28 protein-coding genes are annotated in these 25268 nt (G+C 60.9%); 16 read left to right on the forward strand and 12 right to left on the reverse strand.

The window, feature by feature from the left end; genetic code table 11:
- The first annotated feature begins 105 nt into the window (after positions 1-105).
- Genes ACD590_RS03460 through ACD590_RS03485 form a run of 6 tightly spaced genes read left to right on the forward strand, consistent with a single transcriptional unit; the run spans position 106 to position 5640 of the window.
- A complete protein-coding gene (locus ACD590_RS03460; RefSeq protein ID WP_439002149.1) occupies positions 106-1104 on the forward strand; it encodes a LysR family transcriptional regulator in 999 nt (332 codons plus the stop codon).
- Positions 1101-2591 carry an NAD(P)-binding domain-containing protein gene (locus ACD590_RS03465; protein WP_439002150.1) on the forward strand — a complete coding sequence of 497 codons (1491 nt, stop codon included), beginning with the start codon at positions 1101-1103 and terminating at the stop codon, positions 2589-2591. The genes ACD590_RS03460 and ACD590_RS03465 overlap by 4 nt, the downstream gene beginning before the upstream one ends.
- Positions 2584-3324, forward strand: a complete 741-nt coding sequence (locus tag ACD590_RS03470; protein ID WP_130715771.1) for an amino acid ABC transporter ATP-binding protein — start codon at positions 2584-2586, stop codon at positions 3322-3324. Before ACD590_RS03465 ends, ACD590_RS03470 begins: the two co-directional genes overlap by 8 nt.
- A 16-nt stretch (positions 3325-3340) precedes the next feature.
- Complete coding sequence (locus ACD590_RS03475; protein WP_018245129.1) at positions 3341-4165, forward strand: amino acid ABC transporter substrate-binding protein; 825 nt, start codon at positions 3341-3343, stop codon at positions 4163-4165.
- A 55-nt stretch (positions 4166-4220) separates the two neighbouring features.
- Positions 4221-4928: an amino acid ABC transporter permease gene (locus tag ACD590_RS03480; protein WP_018245130.1), complete on the forward strand. Its 708-nt coding sequence runs from the start codon at positions 4221-4223 to the stop codon at positions 4926-4928.
- Positions 4929-4947: 19 nt separating this feature from the next.
- Entirely contained in the window at positions 4948-5640 is a 693-nt protein-coding gene (locus ACD590_RS03485) for an amino acid ABC transporter permease (protein WP_047622090.1), read from the forward strand.
- A gap of 219 nt (positions 5641-5859) precedes the next feature.
- On the opposite strand, the gene ACD590_RS03490 is transcribed toward ACD590_RS03485, so the two are convergent.
- Positions 5860-6381, reverse strand: a complete 522-nt coding sequence (locus ACD590_RS03490; protein ID WP_439002151.1) for a hypothetical protein — start codon at positions 6379-6381, stop codon at positions 5860-5862.
- 650 nt (positions 6382-7031) lie between these two features.
- On the opposite strand from ACD590_RS03490, the gene ACD590_RS03495 reads away from it, so the two are divergent.
- The 5 genes from ACD590_RS03495 to ACD590_RS03515 all read left to right on the forward strand — a co-directional run bounded on the left by ACD590_RS03495 (position 7032) and on the right by ACD590_RS03515 (position 11158).
- On the forward strand, positions 7032-7160 hold the full coding sequence (locus tag ACD590_RS03495; protein WP_261321247.1) for a hypothetical protein: 129 nt from the start codon (positions 7032-7034) through the stop codon (positions 7158-7160).
- Complete coding sequence (locus ACD590_RS03500) at positions 7157-7906, forward strand: metal ABC transporter ATP-binding protein (RefSeq protein WP_439002152.1); 750 nt, start codon at positions 7157-7159, stop codon at positions 7904-7906. Before ACD590_RS03495 ends, ACD590_RS03500 begins: the two co-directional genes overlap by 4 nt.
- Positions 7903-8775 carry a metal ABC transporter permease gene (locus ACD590_RS03505; protein WP_018449256.1) on the forward strand — a complete coding sequence of 291 codons (873 nt, stop codon included), beginning with the start codon at positions 7903-7905 and terminating at the stop codon, positions 8773-8775. Before ACD590_RS03500 ends, ACD590_RS03505 begins: the two co-directional genes overlap by 4 nt.
- Before the next feature lie 145 nt (positions 8776-8920).
- Positions 8921-9988: an IS110 family transposase gene (locus tag ACD590_RS03510; RefSeq protein ID WP_222284184.1), complete on the forward strand. Its 1068-nt coding sequence runs from the start codon at positions 8921-8923 to the stop codon at positions 9986-9988.
- Positions 9989-10258: 270 nt separating this feature from the next.
- Positions 10259-11158, forward strand: a complete 900-nt coding sequence (locus tag ACD590_RS03515) for a metal ABC transporter substrate-binding protein (RefSeq protein WP_439002153.1) — start codon at positions 10259-10261, stop codon at positions 11156-11158.
- A 35-nt stretch (positions 11159-11193) separates the two neighbouring features.
- On the opposite strand, the gene ACD590_RS03520 is transcribed toward ACD590_RS03515, so the two are convergent.
- The 3 genes from ACD590_RS03520 to ACD590_RS03530 form a co-directional block, all read right to left on the reverse strand.
- Positions 11194-11502: a Dabb family protein gene (locus tag ACD590_RS03520; RefSeq protein WP_018245137.1), complete on the reverse strand. Its 309-nt coding sequence runs from the start codon at positions 11500-11502 to the stop codon at positions 11194-11196.
- Positions 11503-11638: 136 nt separating this feature from the next.
- Positions 11639-12064: a hypothetical protein gene (locus tag ACD590_RS03525; RefSeq protein WP_018449254.1), complete on the reverse strand. Its 426-nt coding sequence runs from the start codon at positions 12062-12064 to the stop codon at positions 11639-11641.
- Between the two features lie 164 nt (positions 12065-12228).
- Complete coding sequence (locus tag ACD590_RS03530; RefSeq protein ID WP_050566337.1) at positions 12229-12672, reverse strand: RidA family protein; 444 nt, start codon at positions 12670-12672, stop codon at positions 12229-12231.
- Positions 12673-12903: 231 nt separating this feature from the next.
- Between ACD590_RS03530 and ACD590_RS03535 the strand changes: the two genes are divergently transcribed.
- Positions 12904-13602 (forward strand): TetR/AcrR family transcriptional regulator, encoded by a 699-nt coding sequence (locus ACD590_RS03535; RefSeq protein WP_439002154.1) that lies wholly within the window; start codon positions 12904-12906, stop codon positions 13600-13602.
- 69 nt (positions 13603-13671) lie between these two features.
- Here ACD590_RS03535 and ACD590_RS03540 read toward each other — a convergent pair whose 3' ends face one another.
- From ACD590_RS03540 to ACD590_RS03560, 5 genes are read right to left on the reverse strand one after another with little or no spacing between them, the layout of a single operon-like run.
- Positions 13672-14022, reverse strand: coding sequence for a DUF2200 domain-containing protein (locus ACD590_RS03540; RefSeq protein WP_439002155.1), 351 nt, complete (start codon positions 14020-14022; stop codon positions 13672-13674).
- Between the two features lie 48 nt (positions 14023-14070).
- Positions 14071-14229 carry an AsnC family transcriptional regulator gene (locus ACD590_RS03545; protein WP_157214111.1) on the reverse strand — a complete coding sequence of 53 codons (159 nt, stop codon included), beginning with the start codon at positions 14227-14229 and terminating at the stop codon, positions 14071-14073.
- A 5-nt stretch (positions 14230-14234) separates the two neighbouring features.
- A complete protein-coding gene (locus tag ACD590_RS03550; protein WP_439002156.1) occupies positions 14235-15131 on the reverse strand; it encodes an MBL fold metallo-hydrolase in 897 nt (298 codons plus the stop codon).
- A gap of 60 nt (positions 15132-15191) precedes the next feature.
- Positions 15192-15680: a GlcG/HbpS family heme-binding protein gene (locus ACD590_RS03555; protein WP_130715777.1), complete on the reverse strand. Its 489-nt coding sequence runs from the start codon at positions 15678-15680 to the stop codon at positions 15192-15194.
- 4 nt (positions 15681-15684) lie between these two features.
- Complete coding sequence (locus ACD590_RS03560; RefSeq protein ID WP_222286308.1) at positions 15685-16371, reverse strand: DsbA family protein; 687 nt, start codon at positions 16369-16371, stop codon at positions 15685-15687.
- Positions 16372-16477: 106 nt separating this feature from the next.
- Between ACD590_RS03560 and ACD590_RS03565 the strand changes: the two genes are divergently transcribed.
- Positions 16478-17374: a LysR family transcriptional regulator gene (locus ACD590_RS03565; RefSeq protein WP_130651870.1), complete on the forward strand. Its 897-nt coding sequence runs from the start codon at positions 16478-16480 to the stop codon at positions 17372-17374.
- 389 nt (positions 17375-17763) lie between these two features.
- Complete coding sequence (locus ACD590_RS03570) at positions 17764-18390, forward strand: class I SAM-dependent methyltransferase (protein ID WP_439002157.1); 627 nt, start codon at positions 17764-17766, stop codon at positions 18388-18390.
- A gap of 268 nt (positions 18391-18658) precedes the next feature.
- On the opposite strand, the gene ACD590_RS03575 is transcribed toward ACD590_RS03570, so the two are convergent.
- Positions 18659-19816 (reverse strand): acyl-CoA dehydrogenase family protein, encoded by a 1158-nt coding sequence (locus ACD590_RS03575; RefSeq protein ID WP_439020844.1) that lies wholly within the window; start codon positions 19814-19816, stop codon positions 18659-18661.
- 165 nt (positions 19817-19981) lie between these two features.
- On the opposite strand from ACD590_RS03575, the gene ACD590_RS03580 reads away from it, so the two are divergent.
- Positions 19982-20674 (forward strand): winged helix-turn-helix transcriptional regulator, encoded by a 693-nt coding sequence (locus ACD590_RS03580; RefSeq protein WP_028734827.1) that lies wholly within the window; start codon positions 19982-19984, stop codon positions 20672-20674.
- A 281-nt stretch (positions 20675-20955) separates the two neighbouring features.
- A complete protein-coding gene (locus ACD590_RS03585; RefSeq protein WP_166480473.1) occupies positions 20956-21465 on the forward strand; it encodes a nucleoside kinase in 510 nt (169 codons plus the stop codon).
- A 250-nt stretch (positions 21466-21715) separates the two neighbouring features.
- Here ACD590_RS03585 and ACD590_RS03590 read toward each other — a convergent pair whose 3' ends face one another.
- Together ACD590_RS03590 and ACD590_RS03595 are read right to left on the reverse strand one after the other, a co-directional pair.
- Positions 21716-24628, reverse strand: a complete 2913-nt coding sequence (locus ACD590_RS03590) for a sensor domain-containing phosphodiesterase (RefSeq protein ID WP_130715783.1) — start codon at positions 24626-24628, stop codon at positions 21716-21718.
- Positions 24625-25239: a GNAT family N-acetyltransferase gene (locus tag ACD590_RS03595; RefSeq protein WP_018245151.1), complete on the reverse strand. Its 615-nt coding sequence runs from the start codon at positions 25237-25239 to the stop codon at positions 24625-24627. Before ACD590_RS03595 ends, ACD590_RS03590 begins: the two co-directional genes overlap by 4 nt.
- Positions 25240-25268: the final 29 nt, after the last annotated feature.

Genomic DNA, 25268 nt, shown 5'->3' on the forward strand with positions numbered 1-25268 from the left:
TATGTCAAACTGGAATGATAAACAGCATTAGATGTGAATTTTTTATCTACTGCCAGTCGTCAAATGAGAATTGTCATGCTTTACTGACATGAAGGAGAGTGTTTGATGTCCACTATGCATTCTAACTCTTTCGATATAAGGCAACTTGAAGCCTTCGCAGCGGTGATGTCCGCCGGCAGCGTGACCGGGGCGGCAAGGCTGCTGGGACGGTCGCAGCCGGCGGTCACGCGGCTGATTCAGGATCTGGAAGCCGATATCGGCTATGCGCTGCTGCACCGAAGCGGTCCGCGCATCAGCCCGACCGCGCGCGGTCTGCTCTTTCACGCCGAGGTGGAGCGCCATCTTGCCAGCCTCGCCCATATCCGCGAACGAGCGAATGCCATCGGTCTCGATGAGCCGCCGTCGCTGACAATCGCGGCCACGCCTTCACTTGCGGCCGGCGTTTTGCCGCAGGCGATCGCGGCCGTCTCGCCAGATCTGATACCGCGTCATCTCCACGTGCAGGCGCTGGCGGCCGAGAACGTCGTGCAGGCGGTGCTCGCCCGCTCGGCGGACTTCGGGATCTCAAGCCTGCCGCTGGAACATCCCGGCCTCGACGTGCACTGGATTGCCGAAGCGCCGTGTGTCGTCGCTCTTGCCGCCAACGATCCGCTGGCCAACGATGAGATGGTGCGTCTTTCCGATCTTGCCGAGCGCCGCATCATCACGCTCGCCAATCCCTACCGCCTGCGGCACCGCATCGACGAAGCCCTGGAACGGGCGGGCGTCGCGCCGCAACGGATGATCGACGTCAACGCCTCGCTGACGGCGCTCACCATGGTCCGGGCCGGACTGGGAGCGGCCATCGTCGAGCCGGCAACCGTCTGCGGAGTTCCGCTCGAGGGGATCGTGATGCGCGTCCTCGACCACACCATCCCCTTCCTGTTCGGCGCCATCTCGCCGGCCGCGATGCCGCTGACCCCGACGGTCGCCGCCGTCATCGATGCGGCGCGCGCGGTGGCCCTGGCGATGCCCGGGTGCCGGCTGCATGACTCAGGCGGCGTCGAAGCATTGGCCGACACCGTCTACGGCGGTAGCCCGATGACCGAGGACGTGCCGTCATGAGCGACCTCTCGGCGTTTCCGAACAATCTCGAAGCCCTCGAGGCACGCCTGCGGCAGGACCTTGCCTGGCTGGAGCTGCCGGCCAAGTCCTGGGTTCCGCCCCGCGTCGTCGATGGCCAAGGGGTGGTCGACATCGTGATCATCGGTGCTGGTATGGCCGGGCTCGTGGCCTCCGCCATGCTGAAGCGGCTCGGCGTTGCCAACCACGTCGTTCTCGACAAGGCGCCTGCCGGAAGCGAGGGGCCGTGGGTCACCTTCGCCAGGATGCGAACCCTACGCTCTCCCAAGCAACTGACCGGGCCTGCGATGGGCCTGCCGGCGCTGACGTTCCGCGCCTATTACGAGGCGCGTCATGGCCGCGATGCCTGGGTCGCGCTCGACAGGGCGCCGCGTCAGACATGGATGGACTACCTCGTCTGGTACCGGCGCGTGCTTGACCTGCCGGTGCGCAATGGGGTCGCCGTCGAGGCCATTCGTCCGCGCGCCGACGGCCTGCTCGATGTCGTCTGCCGTCACGATGGCCGGACCGAAACGACGATCGCGCGCCATGTGGTGCTGGCGACGGGCCGCGACGGCCTGGGCGGCCCCTTCGTGCCGCCGATCGCCGATGACGTCGATCGCAAGTTCTGGGCTCACACCGCCGACGAAATCGATTTCGCCGCATTGCGCGGCAAACGGGTTGGCGTCGTCGGCGCCGGGGCCTCGGCGATGGACAACGCCGCCACCGCGCTCGAGGCAGGCGCCGCCCGGCTTGACCTGTTCGTGCGCAGGACCGACCTGCCACGGATCAACAAATTCACCGGCATCGGCAGCCAGGGCGTGGTGCACGGCTTCGCCGGTCTGCCGGATGACTGGAAGTGGCGGTTTCTCGACTACGCCATGCGCTCGCAGACGCCGCCGCCGCGTCCGAGCGTCTTACGTGTCAGCGCATTCCCGCAGGCCCATCTCCATCTCGCAAGCCCGATCAACCGGCTGCAACAGGAAGGCGATCATATCGTCGTGACGACGCCGAAAGGCAGCTATCCCGTCGATTTCCTGATCTTCGGCACCGGCTTCAAGGTCGACCTGACGAACCGGCCGGAACTTGGCCCCGTCGCATCGCATATCCGTCTCTGGCGCGACCGCTTTCCCGTACCCGCGGACATGCGAAACGACGAGCTTGAAACCTCGCCGGACCTCGGCGAGGCGTTCGAGTTCCTCGAGGTTGAGCCGGGCGCCTGCCCGGCGCTGGCCCGCATCCACTGCTTCAATTTCCCGGCCACGCTCAGCCACGGCAAACTCACGGGCGATATTCCGGCGATCAGCGAAGGCGCCGACCGGCTCGCCCGCGGCATCGTCAGGGCGTTGTTCGTCGCCGACCGCGAGCGTCATTTCGCCGATCTCCAGGCGTTCGACACGCCCGAATTGCTCGGAGACGAGTGGAGCGACGACGAGACCACGACGCTTTCCGACCTCTCTGCCGAAAGGACACCGACCCGAAATGCTTGAGCTCAAAGATCTAAAGCTGTCCTACGGCAACACCCAGGTCCTGAACGGTGTCGATCTCTCGGTGAACCGCGGCGACGTGGTGTCGATCATCGGCCCTAGCGGCACCGGCAAGACAACATTGCTGAAGTGCATCAACTATCTGGCCAAGCCGGCCTCCGGCACGATCGCCTTCGATCAGGTCAAGATGGACTACCGGAAGCCGGACAGCACCGCGGTCCAGGCGATCCGGCTGCGGACAGCGATGGTCTTCCAGCAGTTCAACGTCTTCAAGAACATGACCGTCATTCAGAACGTGATGGATCCGCTCGTCGTCGTGCAGCGCAAGTCGAAGGACGAGGCGCGTTCGATCGCTTTGCAGGAGCTTGAGCGGGTCGGCCTTTCGAACAAGGTCGACAGCTACCCGTCCCAGCTGTCCGGCGGCCAGCTGCAGCGGACCGGCATCGCGCGTGCGCTGGCCGTGAAGCCGGATGTCATGCTCTTCGACGAACCGACGTCGTCGCTCGACCCCGAACTCGTCGGCGAGGTTTTGAAGGTGATCAGGGACGTCACGTCATCAGGCATCACCTCGCTCCTCGTCACCCACGAGATGCAGTTCGCAAAGAACATCTCGAACCGCATCGTCTTCATGGATCGGGGCGTCGTCGCCGCTCAAGGCAGCCCTGCCGAGATCTTCGACACGCCCTCCAACCCGCGCCTTGCCCAGTTCCTGAATTCCGAACACTCCATCCAGTAAAGAAAGGATGCCTGACATGTCTTCCATCAAGTCGACTTCCCGCCGCACCTTCGGCCTCGCTGTCGCCGGCGTTGCCTTTGCCCTCGCAACCGCGGGCCTATCCCATGCCGAGGACGTGCGCACCATCAAGATCGCCACGGCTGCCGAATCCAAGCCGCTCTCGTGGGGTGCCATCGGCGTCGAGCCGCAGGGTTACGAACCCGATGTCCTGAAGGCGATCAACGCCAAGCTGCCCCAGTACAAATTCGTGATGGAGGGTGCTGCCGACATCGCTCAGGAGACCGGCCTTGCGACCGGCAAATACGACATCGCGACCGGCGGCTACTACCGGGCGCCCGCTCGCGAAAAGCAGTTCCTCATTCCCGAGAGCCCGATCGGCGCCAGCCTGATCAAGATCTACAGCCGCAAGGATAGCGGCATCAACGAGATGAAGGATCTGGTCGGCAAGAAGATCGTGCCGGTGACGGCCGGCGGCGGCATCTACAAATTCGCCACCGCCTGGCAGGAAAAGAATCCCGACTTCAAGATCGAGATCACCGCCTCCAGCGCCGGCATTCCCTATCCGGATCGCCTGAAAGAGGTCGAGAACGGCAAATACGACGCGCTGGTTTTGCCGTCGAACCTTGGCGAGCAGACGGTCATCGACCAGCAGAAGCTCAACGTTAAGGCAAGCGAGCCGGTCGCGATCAACAACACATTCGTGCTGATCCATCGCTCCGAGGAGAACAAGGCGCTCTCCGCAGACATCGACAAGGCTCTGAAGGAGCTCAAGGCCGACGGCACGCTCGCCAAGCTCTCGCAGAAATGGTTCGGCGAGGACATCACCACCTACATGAAGTAACGCCCAAGGCAGGGCCGACGATCAAGGCTGAATTTGAAACAAGGAGTGTTCCCAAGTGGACCTTTCCATCATGATCCCCGAGCTGCTCAAGGCATTGCCGCTGACGCTTGCGATCACGTTCACGGCCATGATCGCCGGCTTCCTGCTGGCCCTGATTGCGACGACGTTCCGGGTACGCAGGATACCGGTTCTCAGCCAGCTGGCCGACCTCTACGTGTCCTATGCCCGGAGCGTCCCCGTCGTGCTGCAACTGTTCGTCGCCTTTTACGGACTGCCGCTGGTCGTCGCCTTGTTCGAGGTCGAGGACTTCGTGTCCCCGAATGTCGCGGCGATCGTCGGCCTCAGCCTCTACCATGGAGGCTATCTTTCCGAGGTTCTGCGGCCAGCCTACCTCGCCGTAGAACGCGGTCAGCATGACGCCGCCGACAGTCTCGGATACACCTTCCTTCAGAAGATCCTTCGTGTCGTCGGACCCCAGGCGGTGCACATCGCCCTGCCAGGCTACGGCAACTCGATCATCTACCTCATCCACAACGTCGCACTCGTGATGTATATCGGCGCCGCGGATGTCATGGCGACCGCCCATCTCGTCATGGAGCGCGACTACAATCAGTACCAGTTCGAGACCTACCTTGTGCTGGCGGTGATCTATTCGCTGCTATGCCTCGTGGCATGGATGGTCGTGCGCTTTTTCGAAACGCGAAACGCAAAGTTTGCGCCCAATACCGCACCGGCCAAGGCCACCATGATGGCAAGCGTCTGATCGAATAGGAGGTCATCACATGTTCGATTCCGAAGTCCTTCTGCCCGATCTCTGGGACATCCTCGGCGCGGTCCCGGTGACGCTCGCCATGGCGCTTGGAATCTTCGTCTGTTCTACGATCGTCGGCAGCCTTTTTGCGATGGTGGAATACCGGCGGGTCCCGCTGCTTCGGGAACTGGTCGTCGCCTACAAGGTCGTCTTCAAGGGCGTTCCGATGGTGATCGTGATCTTCCTTGCCTATTACGGCTTGCCGCCGACGCTGCAGTTCCTGACCTCGCTCGTCGGCATCGATTACAACGGCCACTCGACGCCGAACTGGATCACGCTCATCGTCGCCCTGACCGCCTGCGTCGCAGCCTTCCAGGCGGAAGTCGTGAAGGGCGCCCTCAACTCCTTCGACAACGGTCAGGCCGATGCGGCCTACTCCCTGGGCTACAAGCGCAGCCAGGTGTTCCGCCGGGTGATGCTGCCGCAGGTCATCGTCGCGGCCATCCCCGATCTTGCCAACTCTATCATGGTGATCATGAAGGCACTGTCGCTGGGATTTGCCATCGAGGTCGTCGACATCTTCGCGCAGTCACAGCTGACCGCGGCGCTGAACTTCTACTATCTCGAAGCCTTCCTGATCGCCGTCGTCATCTACATGGTGATCGCCTATCTCGTCACATATGCCGCCGACCGGATGGAACGGGCGCTGAGGGTATGGGCCTAGGGTAGTTTGCCCTTCCTCGAGCACGATGCAGGGGTCAGGATACACTCGTTTCGGCCTATAGCGGCCAGAGGCTTGGGCTTTGGTTGAAGGGCGGCATAGGCCGATCTCCGCCAAATGTCAGAGACCGCCCCGAATGCGGAGATCGGACGCGTCGCAACAATGTCGCCTTCATCGCGAGTTTCGCGAATGGAAAGTATTATGGGACACAGTTACATTTCGTCACTTTAGGAATGATGGACCGAGGGTTTCATGGGCATCCCATTCCTCGTTCAGCGCCTGGAGCGTCTCTGTTGGAAATCCCTGCTGCCGATCCTTTTGAAACGAAGGTTCAAGCAAGAAGCGACCAACTTTCCACAGTTCCGCCATGAGCAGCCCGAGCAGTTGCTTGCGTTTAACCCGGATTGAGATGATGGTTTTCTCATCGCCAGTGAGCTCATAGGCCCCATGACACAGCGGGAACTCTTGGATCATAAGCAGCATCGTATGTTGTTGCCGAGCGTCCGGGGTCACTGACAGGGCATGGCCGCCGGATTCATCATAGAGCGCAATGGACACGACCTCGTTGGCTAAGACGCCACGGCACAGTTTCAGAAGCTCTGATGCTGGATCCGAGAACACGTCACTGATGCGGCACCTCACTATTCCGCCATTGCAAGAGATGAGAAGATCGCTCCAACCGTGTCGATCGAGCGTGAAGCAGAAACCCAGAGCATCGCAAACGTCAGGAGGCGATCTGGTCAACTTTTCATTTCCCTTTGCGTAACGCTGGTTGGCTAATTGAAGGCGGGATGGGCCGGTGCGAGTTTGGATGGCCAGGCCGCAAACTCTTAGTTCGGGATGGCAGCAAAGCTGTCAGGACCTGAAACCCAATGAAGTTGGCCCAAGAAGGTCCTAAGCCTTTGAACAGCTCGTTCTGGCGTTTCCGTCCGCGTCCATTGCCGGCGTTCCACATGCGTGTCGATATAGCGAAACTCTATCAGGCCCGATGATTGCGCTGAAATCCGAAGGTAGGGCACCGAGGGAGGGGCATGGTCGGTTTGTTGGACGCATAGATCAGCCATCGATGTCCATCCGAACAGCGCACTCCGAAGCGAACTTCGAGCGATGAAATCGGCAAGTTGCTCAATGCCCTGCAAGGCAGACGAGAATTTTTCGTCTTCCGAATGTCCTCGCACGTTGCGAATATGGTCAACAAGTAGGGGCCATGGCCTGATCATGTGTCAAGTCTGGCCCGGCAGCACATGGCTGTCAAATGGGTGCACGCACGCGATCATCTCATGTCGAATGCTGCCCGTATTTAGCTTAGCGATGAATCTGGGATTGGCCTTCGCCTCAATCTCGCCGCAATCGTTATAACATAACCGTAATGTTATTACATTGTAGGATGCGCCATGCCCCCGAGCCCCGATCGCCCCTCCGTCAGCCTGCTGGGACAGTCGGCTTTATCTAGGGTGATCGGCATGGCGCTGGTCATATCAATCCTTTGGCTGGCGATCCACTGGGCGGTTCTCTTGCCATGACGCCGCTGATCCGTCTGGAGAATTTGACCGTCGCCTATAACAGGCACCCCGCCGTCCATCATGTCTCCGGCGCCTTCGCCTCGGGCAGCCTGACGGCGATCGCCGGGCCGAACGGGGCGGGCAAGTCGACGCTGCTGAAGGCGATCATGGGCGAGCTTCGTCCGGCCGAGGGCAGGGTCGAGCACCGGCTGGGGCGGGCGGAGTTTGGTTACCTCCCGCAGGCGGCGGAGATCGACCGGCGCTTTCCGATCTCGGTCATCGACACCGTCATGTTCGGTGCCTGGAAGAAGACGGGAGCCTTCGGCCGCATCGCGCCCGCCGAGGTGAAAAGGGCAGGCGAGGCGCTATCGGCCGTCGGCCTCGAAGGCTTCGGCCGGCGCCATGTCGGGTCGCTGTCGGCCGGGCAGTTCCAGCGCGTGCTCTTTGCCCGCCTGCTGCTGCAGGATGCCGGCATCATCCTGCTCGACGAGCCGTTTACGGCGATCGATGCCCGCACGACCAGGGACCTCATCGATATCGTCACCCGCTGGCACGGCGAGGGCCGCACGGTGATCGCCGTGCTGCACGATTTCGAGCTCGTCCGCGCCCACTTCCCGCAAACCCTGCTGCTTGCCCGCGAACTTGTCGGCTGGGGTGCGACCGCAGACGTCATGTCCTCCGTCAATCTCCTGAAGGCGCGCGCCATGGCCGAGCGCTGGGACGAGGATGCGAATGCCTGCGTACCTGAAGAGGCGCCGGCGGCATGACGGCCTACGATCTCTTCCTGGCGCCCTTTGCCGATTACGGTTTCATGCGCCGCGCGCTCGTCGCCTGCCTCTGCCTCGGGCTCGGCTCCGGCCCGATCGGCGTTTTCCTGATGCTGCGGCGCATGAGCCTGATGGGCGACGCGATGAGCCATGCCGTGCTGCCGGGGGCTGCCATCGGTTACCTCGTCGCCGGCTCGCTGTCGCTGACGGCGATGGGCCTCGGCGGCCTCATCGCCGGCCTGTCGGTGGCGCTGCTTTCCGGCGCCGTCAGCCGGATGACCGTGCTGCAGGAAGATGCAAGCTTTGCCAGCTTCTATCTCGCGTCGCTGGCGCTCGGCGTGCTGATTGTCTCGCTACGCGGCTCGAATATCGATCTCCTGCATGTGCTCTTCGGCACCATCCTGGCGATCGATGCGCCCGCCCTTTATCTGATCGGCGCGATCACCTCGCTGACCCTCGTCATCCTCGCCTTCATCTACCGGCCGCTGGTGGCCGAATGCTTCGATCCGGGGTTCCTGCGCGCCGTCGGCGGGCGCGGGCCGGTCTATCACGTGCTCTTCCTGCTGCTCGTGGTGCTGAACCTCGTCGCCAGCTTCCAGGCGCTCGGCACGCTGATGGCGGTCGGCCTGATGATGCTGCCGGCAGCCGTCGCCCAGCTCTGGTCGCGCAGCCTGCCTGTGATGATGGCGATATCAGCCGCAAGTGCCGCCGCATCCGGCTATCTCGGCCTGATCGCCTCCTACCATCTCGAGCTCGCCTCCGGCCCGACGATCATCATGACGGCGGCGATCCTCTACGGCCTTTCTATTCTTTTCGCGCCCTCCGGCCTGGCCCGGCGCTTCTTTCCCCGCCCGCATTTGAAGGGCTGATCCCAAGGAGGTGGCATGAAAGAGGCCGCGGCCGTTGAGAGAACGGATCACTGAGATGCAGATGATGATCGAGGGACAGTCACACTTCCAGCCTTTCGGCTTATCTTATTGGGGTTTCGAAGATCTCAATAAGGGAGTTGGAAGCATGACTGCCTCTTATGAATACCATATCGGGGTCGACTACCACAAATCCTACAGCCACCTGGTGGTTCAGGACAGCAGCGGCAAGACGCTGAGATCCGGCCGGGTGAAGAACGACCGACAGTCGCTCGGCGGGTTTCTCGAACGCTATCGGGAGAACTCGCATGCGGTTGTCGAGGCGACGCGCAACTGGATGGTGATCTACGACTGGCTCGACGACATTTGTGATGATGTCGTTCTCGCCCATCCGCTGAAGGTTAAGGCGATCGCCGACGCCAAGATCAAGACCGACAAGATCGACGCGACGGTGCTGGCACATCTGCTCAGAGCCGACCTGGTACCCGAAGCCTGGGCGCCAAGCGAGAGATCGCGGGACCTTCGCGTCGCGCTACGCGAACGGATGTTTTACGTGCGGCTGCGCACGATGACCAAGAACCGCATCGTCACGGTGTTCGACCGCTATCCGGAGCAGACGGCGCAATTGAAGAAGCTTGGCGACCTGTTTGGCAAGGCCGGCCGCGTCCAGCTGGCTCAAGTGAACGTCTCTGAGATCGACCGCATCCAGATTGACCGTGGTCTCGCCTTCATCGGCGACATCGACATGCGGATCAAACAGTCGGAAGCAACGATCCGGGCGATGACCAAGGCCAATGCCAACGTCAAGCTGTTGAAGACGATCCCCGGCATCGGCGAGTTCTTCGCCCGGCTGATCGATGCGGAGATCGACGACATATCGCGGTTCCGCCAACCGAAGAAGCTTGCCGCCTATGCCGGGCTTGTGCCCTCGACCTATTCCTCCGGCGGCAAGACCTTCCACGGCAAGATCATCAAGCAGGGCAACAAGTGGCTGCGCTGGGCCTTCGTCGAGGCGGTAACACCTGCCATCGCCAGCGATCCACAGCTGCGCGCCCAATACGAGCATCTGAAGATCAAAGGAATAAACAAGGCGCGGGTTGCCATCGCGCGCAAGCTTTTGACGATCACCTTCCAGATCCTGCGTGACCAGCGCGCCTACGAGCCGCGCGGCGAAAGCACCATGGAAGGCGCGTCGACGATATCCCGGTTGTCCTGATGGCAGTCTAGCGAGCCCGGTAGAACTGGGTTGCGCTTCTCAAGGAGAATGGGAAACCGGGAGCCGAACGCCACTCTGTGACCGAAGCCCCAGGCATCAGGTCACGCATTGGAGACTGGTTCAAGAACCGAAGGACAGCAAAGCGATCTGTCCGGCGGAAAGAGAGACTTTGCCGATCGGTACGAATGCCGGTCAAAACTTAACCGAACCCAAGGAAAAGCCGCCAAATGCTGGTGTTCTGCCCCTTGCGTTCTTTCATTGGAGACTTCGATGACATCGCACAGACTGCTTCTCTCCGCAGCAATCCCCGCTTTGATGGCGCTGTCGGCTTTGCCCGCCTCCGCCGAAACGCTGAAGGTTGTGGCCTCCTTCACCGTGCTTGCCGATGTTGTGAAACAGGTCGGCGGCGAGCACGTCAAGGTGACGAGCCTCGTCGGGCCGAACGGCGATCCCCATGAATTCGAGCCGTCGCCAGCCGATGCGAAGAATTTGAACGCGGCGCAGGTTACCTTCGTCAGCGGCGAGGGGCTGGAGGGCTGGATGGACCGGCTGATCACCGCCTCGGGCTATAAGGGCAAGCCGGTCACCGTTTCCGAAGGCATCAACACCCGCACCATGGAAGAGGACGGCGAAAAAATCACCGATCCGCATGTCTGGAACAGCCCCGTCAACGTCAAGGTCTGGGTCGCCAATATCGAAAAGGCGCTGTCATCGGCCGATCCCACGGACGCCGCCGCCTTCAAGGCCAATGCCGAGAAGTACACAAAGACATTGGATGAATTGAACGCCTACGCCCACGCGAAATTCGACAAGGTGGCCGACGATCGCCGCAAGGTGCTGACCAGCCACGATGCCTTCGGTTATTTCGGCCGCGAATATAATGTCAGCTTCCTGGCGCCGCTTGGTCTGTCCACCGAAAGCGAGGCCTCGGCCGCCGACGTCGCCAAGCTGATCGAGCAGATCAAGGGCGAGCATGTGAAAGCCTATTTCTTCGAGAATTCCAACGATCCGCGCCTGGTCAAGCAGGTCGCCAAGGCAACCGGTGCCGAGCCCGGCGGCGAGCTTTATGTCGAATCCCTGTCCGACGCCAAGGGGCCGGCGCCGACCTATGAAAAGATGTTCAAATACAATGTCGACCAGCTCGCCGCCGCCATGGCGAAATCGAGCTGATCAACGGAGGGCTGCGGGGTTTGACCCCGCAGTCTTCACAAATTGAGGTCGAAGACCAGGATGCCGGCAAGGCCTCCATCCGTCGACGAGACGATGCGCTCGCCAACAGCCACATGTTCGGGATGGATGAGATAGGCGTCGCGGGCCTCGGCGCTTTCAAAGGTCACGGCAAAACCGTCGACGAAGCCGCCATGCAGTCCCTCGGGCGAAACATTCGGCCCGTATTTGATGTCCAATATGCCGGGAATGACCTGTTTCAGGGCGACGATTGCCGCAAACAGCGACTGCTTGTCGTCGGTCGTCACCGCGGTTTTCAGCCGCAGGAATACGCAGTGCAGGATCATCCGTGGTCCTCCCGATTTTGTTTGGCCGATTTTCTTTGGCCCGATTTTCTTTGGGAGGACAATAGCGGCGAAAGCCGGGAGAGCAATGAGATTTATTTTCACGCAGGCGTTGCGCCGCAAGCTGTGAGCCGGCAGATTACATCTGGTCGGTCTTAGCCAGAGGCCGCTTGTAGATCTTCTGGACGAGATCGCTCGCCAGCGCGCGGGCTTCGTCTTTCTCAGCCGCCGTCATCGGCCGGCAGGTGATCCTGGTGTTCGAACTGTCAAGCACTGTTGTAGTACCGGAATTGGCGATGACGAGATGCCAGCTGCAGGAGGCGACCTTGTCGATGGCGACGGCACCATGGCAACCTGTGGACAGGCAGAAGGCAACGGTCGCCTGCGCCCCGTGATCGCCTTTATACGCCAGCTCGACGGCTTTCTTAATATCTGTGACCCATCGCTCGCATTGCGCCTGTTTTGCCCCCGGCTGGCAGCTCTTGGTAACGGGAGTGACGTCGCCGGCCTGAAGCGGCGATACGCAAAAAACACCCATCGAGAGGGCGAGCAGAAACTTGAGCATGGGATTTTCCTTGTACAAGGAATGAGTGGCGCACATCGCAGGCGATTGGTCAATGGCCACCCACAAAAGCGCAGGTGGCACGCCAAGCAGATGTTGGCGCGCCACCGGGAAAATCCGAAATTGTGTAGATCCAAATCCGAAATTGTGTAGATCCGGCGCCGCCGCTATTCCAGAACGACGGTGGCTTCGACCTCGAAGAGCATGGGATCGATGGCCAGCTTGGGAACGGGAATCAACGTCTGCGCCGGCAGCGACGCGCCGAACATGTCCTTGACGTTCTTGGTCAGCACCTCGAGCTTGGACATATCGTGATCGACCACGAAGACCGTGAGCTTGGCGACCTGATCCGGCCTGGCGCCGAGCGCATCGAGGGCGGTGCGCAAATTCGCATAGGCCTGCTTCACCTGGACGGCGAAATCGGGCGACAAGGCTCCCGTGCTGTCCTGGCCGCCCTGTCCGGAGATGTAGGCCAGCCGGCCTTGGCGGGGCACGATCACCGCCGTGCTGTAGCCATTCGGCGAGGGGTCGTAGAGGTTTTTCGGATTGACGATATCAAGCTTGAGATCGTCCTCATTGGCTGGCGCCGCAGTGGGAACGCTGATGGTCATGATGATGAGTCCTCCGATAATGAGATGTTTGATTGACACGATTTTCTCTCGGCTTCTCAGGACTGCGAGCAACGGATCCTCGCGGCCTGCAGGATGGAACTTTATCGCTATAGAATTGACTCGTACGTCGTACGATTAAATTGCATCGTACGACGTACGAGTCAATCGGTCAGGATCGACATTCCCAGCATTGTCGGCTTAGATCGACGTCTGATGAGTAAAGGGAGACGAATGGCAGCCAAACGCAGCGGCGCTGAGAGCAAAGGGTCCGGGCGGACAGGTGTGTCACCCCAGTCCGGGCAGGAGCCGCGCAATGAACCGCCTCTCTCGCTGGAACGGATCGTGGCGACCGCGGTGGAACTGCTGGACGCCGAGGGCATCGACGGATTGAAGATGCGTCGGCTGGCCGATCGCCTCGGCGCGGGCGCGATGAGCCTCTATTGGCACGTCGACAACAAGGAAAAGGTCTTCGATCTGGCGCTCGATTCGGTGCTTGAATATCGCGGCCCGCCTGAAGTCGATGCGTCCCGAGACTGGCGCGGCGACGTCGTTCATATGCTCGAAGACTGGCGCGCCAGCATGCTGCGCCATCCCTGGTCGGCATCGCTGCTGCCACGCCGGGCGCTCGGCCCGAACATCCTCAGCCGCCTGGAACGGCTGAGCAAGACCTTGTCCGGAGCCGGTGTCGCCGATACTGATTTGAACGTCGCGATCTGGTCGCTCTGGAATTTTGTGATCGGCGCGACCACCACCCGGGCGAACTTCGACCTCTCGGACGACGACAGGGCCGCTGCGCAACAGCGCCTGACAGGTCTCAGCCAAGACTACCCGACGATCGAGCGCTCTCGTCTGCTGCTGGACAATGATTGGGACGGCGCGTTCAGGAAGGGCCTCGACTTCCTGCTTGATGGCCTTGCCCCGCGACAATGAACATTCGTCATTCCTGGACGAGGCGGTGCCGGATTCTGCGCCGATGCCTTGGCATGCAAGCCCGACTGGCTATTTCCGCAGGATTTTCTCTATCGCTTTCCCCTTGGCGAGTTCGTCGATCAATTTGTCCAGATAGCGGATTTCCCGCATCGTCGTTTCCTGGATATCTTCCACGCGGACGCCGCAGATCACGCCTGTAATCGACGATCGGGATGGATTCATCCGAGGCGCTTGCGCAAAGAAATCCTCGAAGTTGGTCTTCTCAGTCAGCTGATCATCCAGGCTCTGCTGGCTATGTCCCGTCAGCCAACAGATGATTTCGTCGACCTCTGTCTTCGTGCGTCCCTTCTTCTCTGCCTTGGCGACATAATGGGGATAGACGCTGGCGACGCTGACTGAATAGATGCGATGCTTCGTCATGCGTGCGCCTCAGCGTTCCGGATATTTTCCCGCTTGAGATAGCTGACTTCAAGACCTCAACAAGTGGCCGACAACGGTACCAGCGTAGGGGAAACCTTCGGCTTCCGTCCACGTCGCATCAGGTGCCAAGGCCGCAAGTAGATTGCGGCCATTGTCTTCCGATGAGCCCTCATAGGTGGCCCGGATGATTTCGAGATTAGCGCTCATGGCGATCAGCCCCACTTCATTTCGCCGGTCGCGACCTTGGAGCCAATATCGAGCGCAACAGCCATGCCGAGGTTGGGGAAACGGCCTTCCATGGCGGCCTTCAGCGATGCGGAGTCCTTGGCCTTGGCCAGTTCTTCCTCGAAGGCCTTCAGGTAGGCGATGGTATGTTCCACACCCGCGAGGTCGTTCTTGGCGTCGGACGTCATGTGTCCGGCCACGACGACGGCCGGCTTGCGCGCCGCGAGCTTTTCGAGATTGGCAACCCAGGCGGCGCGCAGTTCCGCGCTGTTGGTATCTGCCGTCCAGACGTGGACGCCGTTGAAGATCATCACGCCGCCGAACACGGCATTCAGCGATGGAACGAAGAGGTAGCGACGATTGGCCATGCCTTCCGCATCGACAATCTCGATGGTCTCGCCATCAACAGTCAGCCTCTTTCCGTCAAAGGTTTCCGGCATGACGATGTCAGCCAGGGTCTGGGGACCGTTTTCCTTGAGCTGCGGCCCCCAGACGGCCAGCTTCTTTTCGACGCTCGCCTTGATCGCATCGACTGTCGCCGAGGCAGCGATCACCTTGGCATCGGGGAAAGCTACCTTGATCGGGCCGAGGCTGAAGTAATAGTCCGGATCGGACTGGCTGATGTAAATCGTGGTCAGCTTTTTGCCCGTCGCCTTGATGGCGTCGGCGAGCGCCTTTCCATCGGGCAGCGTGAAGCCGCCATCGATCAGCACAGCTTCGTTCGCGCTGGAAACCAGAACGGGGGCGCGGAAGAAGCCATTCTGCCCTGCAGGGAAATGCTTCCAAGTGAGGCTTCCTGCTGCGTGGCCGAGGCCTGCGGGTGCAAGTACGGCAGTCACGCCAGCGGCGAGAGTGGTTTTCATGATGGTTCTCCTGGTGAACATGGTCCTGGTGTCCTGTCTTGGTTCATTCATGCGTCATATCAATGTGGATCGGCGGTCGGGCTAGAGCGCCTTCGCGCCGGTATTGGCGATCGCGCCATCATCTGCGGGCATGCCGCCACTGACGCCGATCGCACCGATTACCTGGCCATCGGCGACGAGAGGCACTCCGCCTTCGACCGGAAAAGCTCCCGGCACGGCAAGCAGATTGCTCTGGTTGTTATGAAGGATCATATCCTCGATCGCCTTGGTCGGCGTCTTGATACCGTTTGCGGCCTTCGCCTTACCGAGCGCGGCGTCGATCGTGCCGATACCCGCCTGATTGGAGCGTTCGAGATAGACGAGGTTACTGCCGGAATCGACGATGGCGACCGTCATCTCAAAGCCTTTCTTGCGCATTTCCGCGAGGGCGGCCGCGGCGACCTGCTTGGCGCGCTCGATGCTGATCGGCGCGCCGTAGGGTGGCACACTCTGGGCGAAACCGGGCGTCGCCGATGCTGCCGCGAGCATGAAGACAGCCAGTGCTGTATAGGTCGTGCGCTTGATCATCATCGGGTTATCCTTTCATCGGATGGCTATTGCGACCGAGACGTGCAGGTGAAGCGCCTGTGTTGGACAGCCTGGCGAGGAGATCGCCGCCGCTGAATAGGTCCTGCGCCTTGAGCAAAGTCCGGTCCGCGCCGTCATCCACGATCAATCCCGGTACGCCATTGACTGCGAACTCACGCGTCAGGGCGCGCGCCGAGGCCATGCGCGCTCGATTGGCGGCCAGCAGGTCGGAATCGGGAGAAGCGAGGCGGGAGGCTGCCGCATCAAGTCCAACACTGACCAGCACGCTCTGCAGTTCGGACATGTCCGTGACATCGCGGCCCGAAACATAGCGCGCCTCCTGGATGAACCGGAGCGCATCGAGTTCGTGCTGCCCCGCCGTCAGGGCAACGGCAGTTAGTGCCAGCGTGGCTGGACCAGAATCCAGCATGCCGCCTTTTGCCAGAACCTGGCTCCGGTAGACATCGCTAAACCGCTGCCCCGTGAGGCTCCCAATGCGCTGGTCGTTTGACCAAGCGAAGGCGGCGAACTGTTCGTCCATCGCTCTGGCCCCGGAGTCGGAAAACAGACCGGTCGGGGCGAGCGACACTGTCAGATCAGGTGCCGCGGCGAGCTGTGCGAGCAGCGGCGATGCGCCATAACACCAGCCGCAAAGGGGATCGAAGAGATAGGTGATGTGGGTCTTGCCAGTCATGTCGGCTCCTTCTTGAGCCATAGATGACATGAGCCGATTGGAACGAGAAGATCGAGAAAAATGACAGAATGTATGCTAGAGGCTGACAATAAAATCGGAGAATACTATGCAGGAAGCGACCAATCTCAATCGGCTGGCTTATTTCGCGGCCGTCGTTGACGCGGGATCGTTCACGAGAGCTGCGGAATATTTGGGCATCACCAAGGCGGTTGTCAGCCAGCAGGTCGCAAGGCTTGAACAGGAGGTCGGCACCACATTGCTGATGCGGACGACGCGGCGGGTGCAGGCGACCGAAGCCGGGCTGTTGTTTCACGCCCGATGCGTCTCGATCCTGCGCGACGCAGAGGATGCCCTGGGAGAGTTGGCTCAGCGCAGGACGGAACCCAAGGGCCTTCTGAGGATCACCGCCCCCTACGACTACGGTACCTCGGTTGTCGTGCCCTTGGTCGCCGCCTTCAGCCGACGCTATAATGATTGCAAGGTGGAACTGAACCTCAGCGACAAGATGGTTGATCTGGTTGCCGACAACATGGACCTTGCCATCCGCGTCGGCTGGCTGGCTGATTCCAGCATGCAGGCACGACGAATCGGATCGTTCCGCCAACTCTTGGTGGGATCGCAAGCCTTGGCCGCGGAGATAGCGGCAATGAGCGAGCCGATTGACTGCACGCCTCTACCCTTCGTGGCCAACAACGCTTTGAGAGAGCCGCTTATATGGACGTTCACTCGCAGCGATGGAGACGCCAGGAGCGTCCGTTTTAAAGCGGACATCGCGATCAATACCACGCCAGCGGTCATGGAGGCGGTCCGACAAGGCGCAGGTCTGTCGGTTCTGCCCGATTTTCTCGCGACCGCCGGCATATTGGCGGGAGACCTCATTCCAGTCCTGCCTGAATGGCAACTCCCATCCGGCGGCGTGTACACGGTCTATCCCGCCGGGCGATTTCGGCCGCCCAAAGTTTCCGTGTTTGTCGACATGCTGATCGCAGCGTTGAAGGCGTGAAGCTATCGAATGTCGCGCAAACGATCGGAAATTGACATCGGATGTTGATATGGAGACGAAACCGGATACCAGCGCCTTGGTAAAGCCCCGCGAAATTCAGTCTGCCAAGCGTCCTCCAACATGTCTTGGTCTGGCGCTTTCCGGGCGCGACCGCTGGCGAAGCAGACCGACGGCTTCCAGTAGCTCGCGCGGGTGGTGTGAGTGACCAAAATGAGGGCGCATTGCCGCTCGGCAGCATTGGCTCGGTCGGTGGCGTCTCTGATCGCATTTCTGCTAAAGCTGGGAAGTAAATCGCCCACGATGTCACCAACTGCCGAAGTGTGAACGGCGCAACGGGCTGATGGGCCTCTCGCTCATCGGGCCTCTTGTCTTGAAGGAGGAGTGCTAGGATGAGCACCGACCTGGATACCGTGCGGTCCTATGATACGGTCGCGGCGGAGTACGCTGCGGAGGCTGCGGCGATGCCCGAATGGGTCGCGACAGAGATCGATGCGTTCGTGACCGAGCTGGGCGGCTCGGGCAGGGTGCTGGAAATCGGAAGCGGTGGCGGGCGAGATGCACTTGAGCTGGAGAGGCGGGGAATTAGCGTCCGGCGCACCGACATTGCAAAGGGTTTCGTCGAACTGCTTCGCGAAAATGGCTTCGAGGCCGACCTGTTGGACCCGCTGACCGAAGACTTGGCCGACCCGCAGCGTCCCGGCACGCCATACGACGGGATCTGGGCCTGTGCCTGCCTGATTCATGTCGCGCGCGAGGATTTCGGCACGGTGCTTGGACGGCTTGCCGAGGCGACCCGGACCGGTGGCCGATTGCACGCCTCGGTTAGAGAGGGCGAAGGCGAGGATGTGTCCACACACGGCAGTGCTGCAGCGCCCCGGCGCTACGTCGAGACGTACTGGCGCGAGTCTGCCCTGCGGTCCGCACTCACAGACGCCGGCTGGATCGTTAGCGAGGTACGTCGGTGCGTCGGAAAGCCCCATGATCGGTGGCTGAGCGTTCGGGCGAGTCGGGCGTGACGCACACAGAACTTGCGGAAATGGCCGGTTGTGGCGCGACTATGAACTCTAGGTGGTCACCGCAATGTCGGCTTCCGGGCGAAGGCAAAGATCCCCTCTGTGGCCGACATGGGGGCGCATTGCTGCCGTGGTCGAGGTCGCATATCGGCCCAAAGCGCACAAGAGGTTGCTCGGTCGTCCCTGCTGGCGAGGCTCGTCCATTCGAATTCTGGACGTCAAACTACCCACCTAGCCTATGATTCCGCGGAGTTCGTCGTTGCGCCAGGCGCTAGAAAATCTTCTCGGTGGGAAGTCCGAGCGCGAATGAACCCGCGTATTGCGCCTGGGCTCCGGGCTGCATCGGATGATAGCGAGCGCCCTGTATGTCACGGAAGCAGCGCTCCAGCCCGTTCTCTCGATAGAATGCCGCGCCGCCTGCGACCTCCATTGCAAGCTCCGTCACCTCGATAGCATGCCGTGCGACCAAGGAACGGTCGATCATAACCTCGTTGACGGTTTCCGCGGACGGTTCGTTTCGAGCAACTACCTCTAACATCCAGCGATGCGCGATCTGTGCGGCCCTCAGAGACGTTTCCATGCGCCCGACCAACCCGATCACATGATCGCTGTTGGCCTTGCTACGGACCATCTTGACTGCGATGTCGCGGGCGCTCTCGGCGACGCCAAGATAGACCGCGTAGATCAGAGGAAACGCGATCGTGCCGATGACCTGAAATACTGGATGCCATTGTCCCGCGCTTCTGGAAAATGCGACACTGGCATCCGGCACGAAGAGGTTTTCGATGATGACATCGTTTGACCCGGTTCCCCTCATTCCAAGTGTTCGCCACGTATCCTCTATCGAAACCTCTGGCGATGCCATCGGAACGCCGAAATGGATGACGGAGCGCGCGCCGTCCGGTTCTTCATAAACAGCACCGGTCATCAGGATGTTTCCTGCCGCCGCGCCGGAAGTGAAGCGTTTACGCGCGGTGATCCGGTATCCGCCATCAACTTTCATGGCCTTGCCCGATCCGCCGATCCAGTCCGATCCGCCGCTCGAGAGCAATATGATTTGCTCCGATGCAACACGTCTCAGGAGCGGCTCCACCGCGGCCACCTTTTGATGCCGCCAGCGCCAGGCGGGGATGGCGACTTGATGGGTATGCATGGAAAAGGCAAGCGCAGTGGACCCACATGCACGAGCAATGGATTTGAGCATCTCAGAAAGTTCGGGCACTTCCGCGCCCAGCCCGCCCAATTCGATTGGAACGCCTGCCCGCACGAGTCCAGATTCCTTTAGCAGCGCGTAATTCTCGCCGACGAAGGTGTCGCTCTCGTCGATCGATGCGGCGCGTTGCGCGATGGTGGGCAGGACCGAATTGGTTAGTTCGACAATGGTCCGACCGTCGGCAAGGTTCTGTTTTGGTTCTGTAAGCCCGAGCATATCAATGCCTCCTATCTCGTGAGGATTGAGACTCTGCGCTCGTTTCACAATTGCGGCTAGTACACGAACTGTACTGAACGCCGCCGCCGTATGGCCAGGCAAGGAGCATTTGGAGGGACGGTTGTTTTACAATATTGTGCCTGATCCAGACCGGTGGAGGTCCTTATGGTAGAGCGTGACGGCTACGGGCAATTCTGTCCAGTATCAATGGCGTCGGAAATCCTCTGCTCGCGGTGGACGACCTTGGTCGTCCGCGAATTCCTTTGCGGATCGACGCGCTTTAATGAGTTGCGTCGCGGTCTACCGAAAATGTCTCCGGCACTCCTGTCAAAACGCCTGAAAGAACTGGAGCAATCGGGCGTCATCACGGTGACAAGGAGTGCGAACGGCATTGCCGATTACCAACTCACGGCAGCGGGCGAAGAATTGAGACCTCTGATCATAGGTCTCGGAAATTGGGCTCAACGGTGGATGGAATCGCGACTTTCCTTGAAGAATCTCGACCCTTCTCTGCTCATGTGGGACATGCGGCGGAGCCTCGATACAAGAAGACTTCCGACCCGCCGTTGTACGATACAGTTTCTGTACCCGGAACTTTCGGCCGCGCAAAAGAGCTGGTGGCTTGTGGTCGAAAACGGAAAAGTCGATCTCTGCAACTTCGATCCGGGCTATGATGTAGACCTTCTCGTTGAAGGGTCGCTCCGTTCGATGACCGCAATTTGGATGGGCCTCACGACCATACGTCAGGAAACCGATGCAGAAACGCTGAGACTTGAAGGGGACAGGGTCCTCGCGCGCGACATGCAGGAATGGCTCGGTCTTAGTGTGTTTGCCAAAACCCCCCGGATGAGGGCTTGAACCATCGAAGGCGAGTGGTTCTGACGGATACAGCCCAGCAACGAAGACCCGTCACCCAGCCGGAAAGGCTCTAGTTCCAGTGCATCCTCAATATCCACCCCCCCCCCCCGGGGTACCTGAAGTGTTGTCGATCTTGGTATGATCTAAGAGGATCTGGTCGGCCAAGGATTGGCCGCTCGGAACACATAGGTGAGCGGTGAGAGGGGCTGCCATTTCTTTGGCGACGCGTTCTTAGGGAGAGTGTCTTTTCACCAGATCGAAGTCCATGATAAGCGGCGCCTATGGGAATCAAGAACTATTTGATCGAAGGCGGTTCCGGCACTGGGAAAACGTCTGTCGCTACCGAACTGGAGCGGCGGGGCTACCATGTCGTCCATGGTGACCGGGTCTTGGCCTATGTCGGCGACCCCGAGACGGGCCAGGCACTCGCACGACCACCCGAAGGCGCGGACCGCATCGTTTGGGGATACGCCCACTGGATCTGGCGTGTCGACAAGGTCCGCGCTATTGCTGCCGACACCATCCATCCTGCCACTTTCTTCTGTGGCGGCTCGCGCAATTTCCACAAATTCCTGGACCTTTTCGATAAGGTTTTCGTGCTCGACATAGACGTTGAGACTTTAAACCGACGATTGGATGGGCGGCCAAATGAGCCGGGCTTCGAGCCGGCCGAGCGGACGCTGGTGCTCCGCTATCATCATACCCGGGAATATCTTCCCATCGGCATCAATATCGACACGACGGGTACTGTCCCAAGTGTCGTCGACGATATCCTCGCTCAACTCACCTGACGCCCTGAAAGTAATGAGAATGGGATGGGAGGCACTCGATTATTGCGGGAACGCTAGTCGCCTGAACGACTCACAGGCGGCATTATCGCTTTCGTAGTCGAGCAGCTCTCAGAACGAGAAACCGGATATCTTAACGACCAACAAGACGGCGCAAAGTAGCCGCATCCCTCAACAACAAACAGATGTCCGCCTCGGGCTGAAGGCGGCCTTTGGTTGCTACCGAGGAAACCGCCGAGACCGGCGGCTCCGCTTACGCCCGTTTCGTCAGCGGAAACCGGTCGCGCAGCAGCCGCAGCACCGATTCCGATGGGATCGGCGGGCCGAAAAGGTAGCTCTGGCCGTAGTTGCAGCCCATCTTGGCGAGTTCGATCGCATCCTCGTTGGATTCGATCCCCTCCGCCACCACCTTCATCTCAAGTTCGCGCGCCATTGATATCACCGACCGGAGCACGGTCGCCTTCTTGTCGCTGCCGTCGCGCACCAGCGCCTTGTCGAGCTTGATCATGTCGAAGGGGAAGCGGGTGAGATAAGCGAGCGACGAATATCCGGTGCCGAAATCGTCGAGCGCCAGCCCAATGCCGGCTTCCTTCAGCTTCTGCAGCACGAGCCGGGCCTGTTCCGGATTTTCCATCACCATGGATTCCGTCAGTTCGAGCTTGAGGCGCGAGGGCTGGCAATGCGTCTTGGCGAGAACCGAACGCACGTCGTCATAGAGCTCGTTGTTGAGCAGCTGCACGCTCGACAGATTGATCGAGACGAAGATCGGCAGTTCGCCGGTCTGGTGCTGCCAGCTCATCAGGTCGTTGGTCGCCTGTTCCAGCGCGAACATGCCGAGCGGGCCGATAAGATCGGAGGCCTCGGCGATCGGAATGAATTCGGACGGCGGAATATTGCCGCGTTTGGGATGTTCCCAGCGCATCAATGCCTCGAAACCGGCGACCTCGACATCCTCCAGCCGGGCGATCGGCTGGTAGACCATCGACAATTCCTTGCGTTCGATGGCGCGGCGCAGATCCGTTTCGAGCTGCAGCCGGTCGGTGCCGAAGTCGCGGAAGGCCGGCTGAAACGGTTCGACACGGTTGCCGCCGGCCCGTTTTGCCCGGTACATCGCGAGCTCGGCGTCGCTGAGCAGGCCGGTGGCGCTCTCCTGCCGGTCGACCCAGGAGGCGAGGCCGACCGAGGCGGTCAGGATGATCTCGCGATTGGCGAAGTTGATCGGCACCATGATCGCCTTGCTGATCGCATCGGCAAAATCGGCGACCTTGGCCGGATTGTGCTCGGAAACCAGGATGAGGCCGAACTGGTCGCCGGCAAGCCGCGCCAGCGTGTCCTGCGGTTTCAACAGCCGGCGCAGCCGCCGCGTCAGTGCGATGAGGATGTTGTCGCCGGCGGCAACGCCGAGCGAATCATTGACCAGCTTGTAGCGGTCGATGTCGATCACCATCACCGTCGGGCGCAGCGTGTCGCCGCCTGGCGCCAGCGCCAGCACCGACTGCAGCCGGTCGAGGAAGACCTGCCGGTTCGGCAGGCCGGTCAGATTGTCGTGCAGCGCATCATGCAGCAGCCGCTCGATGGAATTCTTCTGTTCGGTCACGTCGACGATCGTGCCGACGCAGCGGATGATTTCGCCGTTCGAGCCGAGCACCGGCCGGGCGCGGATCAAGAGCCAGTGGAAATGCCCGTCCTCGGCGCGGATGCGGAACTCGTGGTTCAGCCGCCCACGGCGATGTTCGAGCAGCACGTCGAGCGTGGCGCGGAAGCGGTCGCGGTCGTCGGGATGCAGCCGCGGCAGCCAGTTGCGCGCCGCGCCATGCATGGCGCCCGGCGACAGGCCGAGCTTGATCGAGACGTCGGGAATGGTGACGACGCGGTCGCGCGCCACGTCCCAGTCCCACACCATGTCGCCGGAGCCGGTCAGCGCCAGCGATTGCCGCTCGAGATCGGAAAACAGCCCTTGCTGGAAGGCGCCGCCGGCAAAAGCATGCTGCATGACGGTGAAGCCGATCAGAAGCACGATGAGCACCAGGCCGCCGCCGAGTGCGGGCTGGATGATGTCGTTGTCGAGCCGTCCGGTGACCGTCAGCCACGCCCCGAACAGCCAGACGAGGATCAGCGCCCAGGCCGGCACCAGCAGGATGGCGCGGTCATAGCGGTTGAAGCCGAGATAGATGATCAAAAGCAGCCCCATCGTCGCCGTCAGCGCGAAGGAAAGCCTGGCGATGCCGGCGGCAATCGACGGATCATAGATCGCCACGCCAAAGAGCAGGGCAAGGCCAAGCACCCAGGCAAGTGTCGCGTAGCCGAGATGCGCATGCCAGCGGTTGAGGTTGAGATAGGTGAACAGGAAGATGACGAAACTCGACGCCAGCGCCACCTCTGCACAGGCGCGCCATATTCGCTGGTCGGCCGAAGCGACGCTGATCAGCTTGCCGAGGAAACCGAAGTCGACGCAGATATAGCCGAGCACCGCCCAGGCAAGGGCCGCCGTCGCCGGCAGCATCGAGGTGCCCTTGACGACGAAGAGGATGGTCAGGAACACGGCGAGCAGGCCGGCAATGCCGAGCACGATGCCGCGATAGAGCGTGAAGGCGTTGATCGTGTCCTTGTAGGCGTCCGGTTCCCAGAGATAGATCTGCGGCAGTTCCGGCGTCGACAGTTCGGCGACGAAGGTGATGACGGCGCCGGGGTTCAGCGTGATGCGGAAGACGTCGGCCTCGTCGCTCGGCTGCCGATCGAGCGCAAAACCTTCGCTCGGCGTAATCGCGCTGATGCGCTGTGAGCCGAGATCCGGCCAGAACAGCTTGGAATTGACCAGACGGAAATGCGGCGCGACGATGACGCGCTCGAGCTGTTCTTCCGAAACGTTGGCGAGCGCAAACACCGCCCAGTCGCCCTGATGGTTCTCCGAGCTTGCCCTGACCTCGATGCGGCGGCGAATGCCGTCGGCGCCGGCCGCCGTCGAAACCTGGAAGGCCTCGCCCTGGTTGGCGTAGATCTCGGTCGTCGCGGTCAGATCGAGCGCGGTATCGTCACGGGAAATTTTTACAGGTTCGGCCGCCTGGGCAACGCCCGCCACGAAGGCGAAGGCCGCCAGGAAAAAGGCTGCGATCACCGCGATCACTCGTCCGGACGGTGACTTGGGCAGCATGCGGTCTCTTGTCATCGGCTGTCGGTTTTCCTGCCTTTATCCGTATCGGTGGCGAGACGTGAAAACATCACATGGTCATGCCACTGACCGTTGATCTTTAAATATCCGCGCAGATAGCCTTCCTGTTGAAACCCGGCTTTTTCAAGCAGACGAATGCTGCGCGCGTTATCTGGAATACAGGCTGCTTCGATACGGTGCAACTCAAGCCCGGCGAAGATGTAAGGAATAACCAATTGAAGGGCGGCGAACATATGCCCCTGGCCGGCATGGCGCTCGCCCATCCAGTAGCCGATCATGCAGCTTTGTGCCGCACCTCTTCTGATGTAGCCGATGGTGACGCCGCCGACGAGCGTCATGTCGCCTTTCAGGAAAATGAACAGCGGTACCGCCTGGCCCGAGGCATATTCCTGCTTGCCACGGACGACGCGGGCGCGGTAGGCGCCCTCCGTCAGCTCGTCGCGCCGCCAGGTCGGCTCCCAGGGTTCCAGGAACTTGCGGCTTTCGGCGCGCAGCCGGTGCCACTGGTTGAAATCCTGATAGCGCGGCAGGCGCAGGAGATATCTGTCGTTCTCCAGCTCCACCGCTTCCGGCTGCCGCGACAGGAACCGAAAAACCGATTTTGGCATCGATCACTCCCGGCAGGACAGACGTCGGC

Source organism: Rhizobium sp. 862_C5_N1_2 (assembly GCF_051811205.1).
GTDB classification, from domain to species: Bacteria; Pseudomonadota; Alphaproteobacteria; order Rhizobiales; family Rhizobiaceae; genus Rhizobium; species Rhizobium leguminosarum.

Excerpts from the sequence above, each read along its gene's own strand:
- ACD590_RS03590 (WP_130715783.1), bottom strand. The coding sequence starts at position 24,628 with ATGACAAGAGACCGCATGCTGCCCAAGTCACCGTCCGGACGAGTGATC.
- ACD590_RS03535 (WP_439002154.1), top strand. The coding sequence starts at position 12,904 with ATGGCAGCCAAACGCAGCGGCGCTGAGAGCAAAGGGTCCGGGCGGACA.
- ACD590_RS03575 (WP_439020844.1), bottom strand. The coding sequence starts at position 19,816 with ATGCTCGGGCTTACAGAACCAAAACAGAACCTTGCCGACGGTCGGACC.
- ACD590_RS03540 (WP_439002155.1), bottom strand. The coding sequence starts at position 14,022 with ATGACGAAGCATCGCATCTATTCAGTCAGCGTCGCCAGCGTCTATCCC.
- ACD590_RS03550 (WP_439002156.1), bottom strand. The coding sequence starts at position 15,131 with ATGTTCACCAGGAGAACCATCATGAAAACCACTCTCGCCGCTGGCGTG.
- ACD590_RS03555 (WP_130715777.1), bottom strand. The coding sequence starts at position 15,680 with ATGATGATCAAGCGCACGACCTATACAGCACTGGCTGTCTTCATGCTC.
- ACD590_RS03545 (WP_157214111.1), bottom strand. The coding sequence starts at position 14,229 with ATGAGCGCTAATCTCGAAATCATCCGGGCCACCTATGAGGGCTCATCG.
- ACD590_RS03530 (WP_050566337.1), bottom strand. The coding sequence starts at position 12,672 with ATGACCATCAGCGTTCCCACTGCGGCGCCAGCCAATGAGGACGATCTC.
- ACD590_RS03460 (WP_439002149.1), top strand. The coding sequence starts at position 106 with ATGTCCACTATGCATTCTAACTCTTTCGATATAAGGCAACTTGAAGCC.
- ACD590_RS03465 (WP_439002150.1), top strand. The coding sequence starts at position 1,101 with ATGAGCGACCTCTCGGCGTTTCCGAACAATCTCGAAGCCCTCGAGGCA.
- ACD590_RS03485 (WP_047622090.1), top strand. The coding sequence starts at position 4,948 with ATGTTCGATTCCGAAGTCCTTCTGCCCGATCTCTGGGACATCCTCGGC.
- ACD590_RS03475 (WP_018245129.1), top strand. The coding sequence starts at position 3,341 with ATGTCTTCCATCAAGTCGACTTCCCGCCGCACCTTCGGCCTCGCTGTC.
- ACD590_RS03585 (WP_166480473.1), top strand. The coding sequence starts at position 20,956 with ATGGGAATCAAGAACTATTTGATCGAAGGCGGTTCCGGCACTGGGAAA.
- ACD590_RS03500 (WP_439002152.1), top strand. The coding sequence starts at position 7,157 with ATGACGCCGCTGATCCGTCTGGAGAATTTGACCGTCGCCTATAACAGG.
- ACD590_RS03570 (WP_439002157.1), top strand. The coding sequence starts at position 17,764 with ATGAGCACCGACCTGGATACCGTGCGGTCCTATGATACGGTCGCGGCG.
- ACD590_RS03525 (WP_018449254.1), bottom strand. The coding sequence starts at position 12,064 with ATGCTCAAGTTTCTGCTCGCCCTCTCGATGGGTGTTTTTTGCGTATCG.
- ACD590_RS03560 (WP_222286308.1), bottom strand. The coding sequence starts at position 16,371 with ATGACTGGCAAGACCCACATCACCTATCTCTTCGATCCCCTTTGCGGC.
- ACD590_RS03580 (WP_028734827.1), top strand. The coding sequence starts at position 19,982 with ATGGTAGAGCGTGACGGCTACGGGCAATTCTGTCCAGTATCAATGGCG.
- ACD590_RS03495 (WP_261321247.1), top strand. The coding sequence starts at position 7,032 with ATGCCCCCGAGCCCCGATCGCCCCTCCGTCAGCCTGCTGGGACAGTCG.
- ACD590_RS03565 (WP_130651870.1), top strand. The coding sequence starts at position 16,478 with ATGCAGGAAGCGACCAATCTCAATCGGCTGGCTTATTTCGCGGCCGTC.
- ACD590_RS03515 (WP_439002153.1), top strand. The coding sequence starts at position 10,259 with ATGACATCGCACAGACTGCTTCTCTCCGCAGCAATCCCCGCTTTGATG.
- ACD590_RS03510 (WP_222284184.1), top strand. The coding sequence starts at position 8,921 with ATGACTGCCTCTTATGAATACCATATCGGGGTCGACTACCACAAATCC.
- ACD590_RS03520 (WP_018245137.1), bottom strand. The coding sequence starts at position 11,502 with ATGATCCTGCACTGCGTATTCCTGCGGCTGAAAACCGCGGTGACGACC.
- ACD590_RS03595 (WP_018245151.1), bottom strand. The coding sequence starts at position 25,239 with ATGCCAAAATCGGTTTTTCGGTTCCTGTCGCGGCAGCCGGAAGCGGTG.
- ACD590_RS03470 (WP_130715771.1), top strand. The coding sequence starts at position 2,584 with ATGCTTGAGCTCAAAGATCTAAAGCTGTCCTACGGCAACACCCAGGTC.
- ACD590_RS03505 (WP_018449256.1), top strand. The coding sequence starts at position 7,903 with ATGACGGCCTACGATCTCTTCCTGGCGCCCTTTGCCGATTACGGTTTC.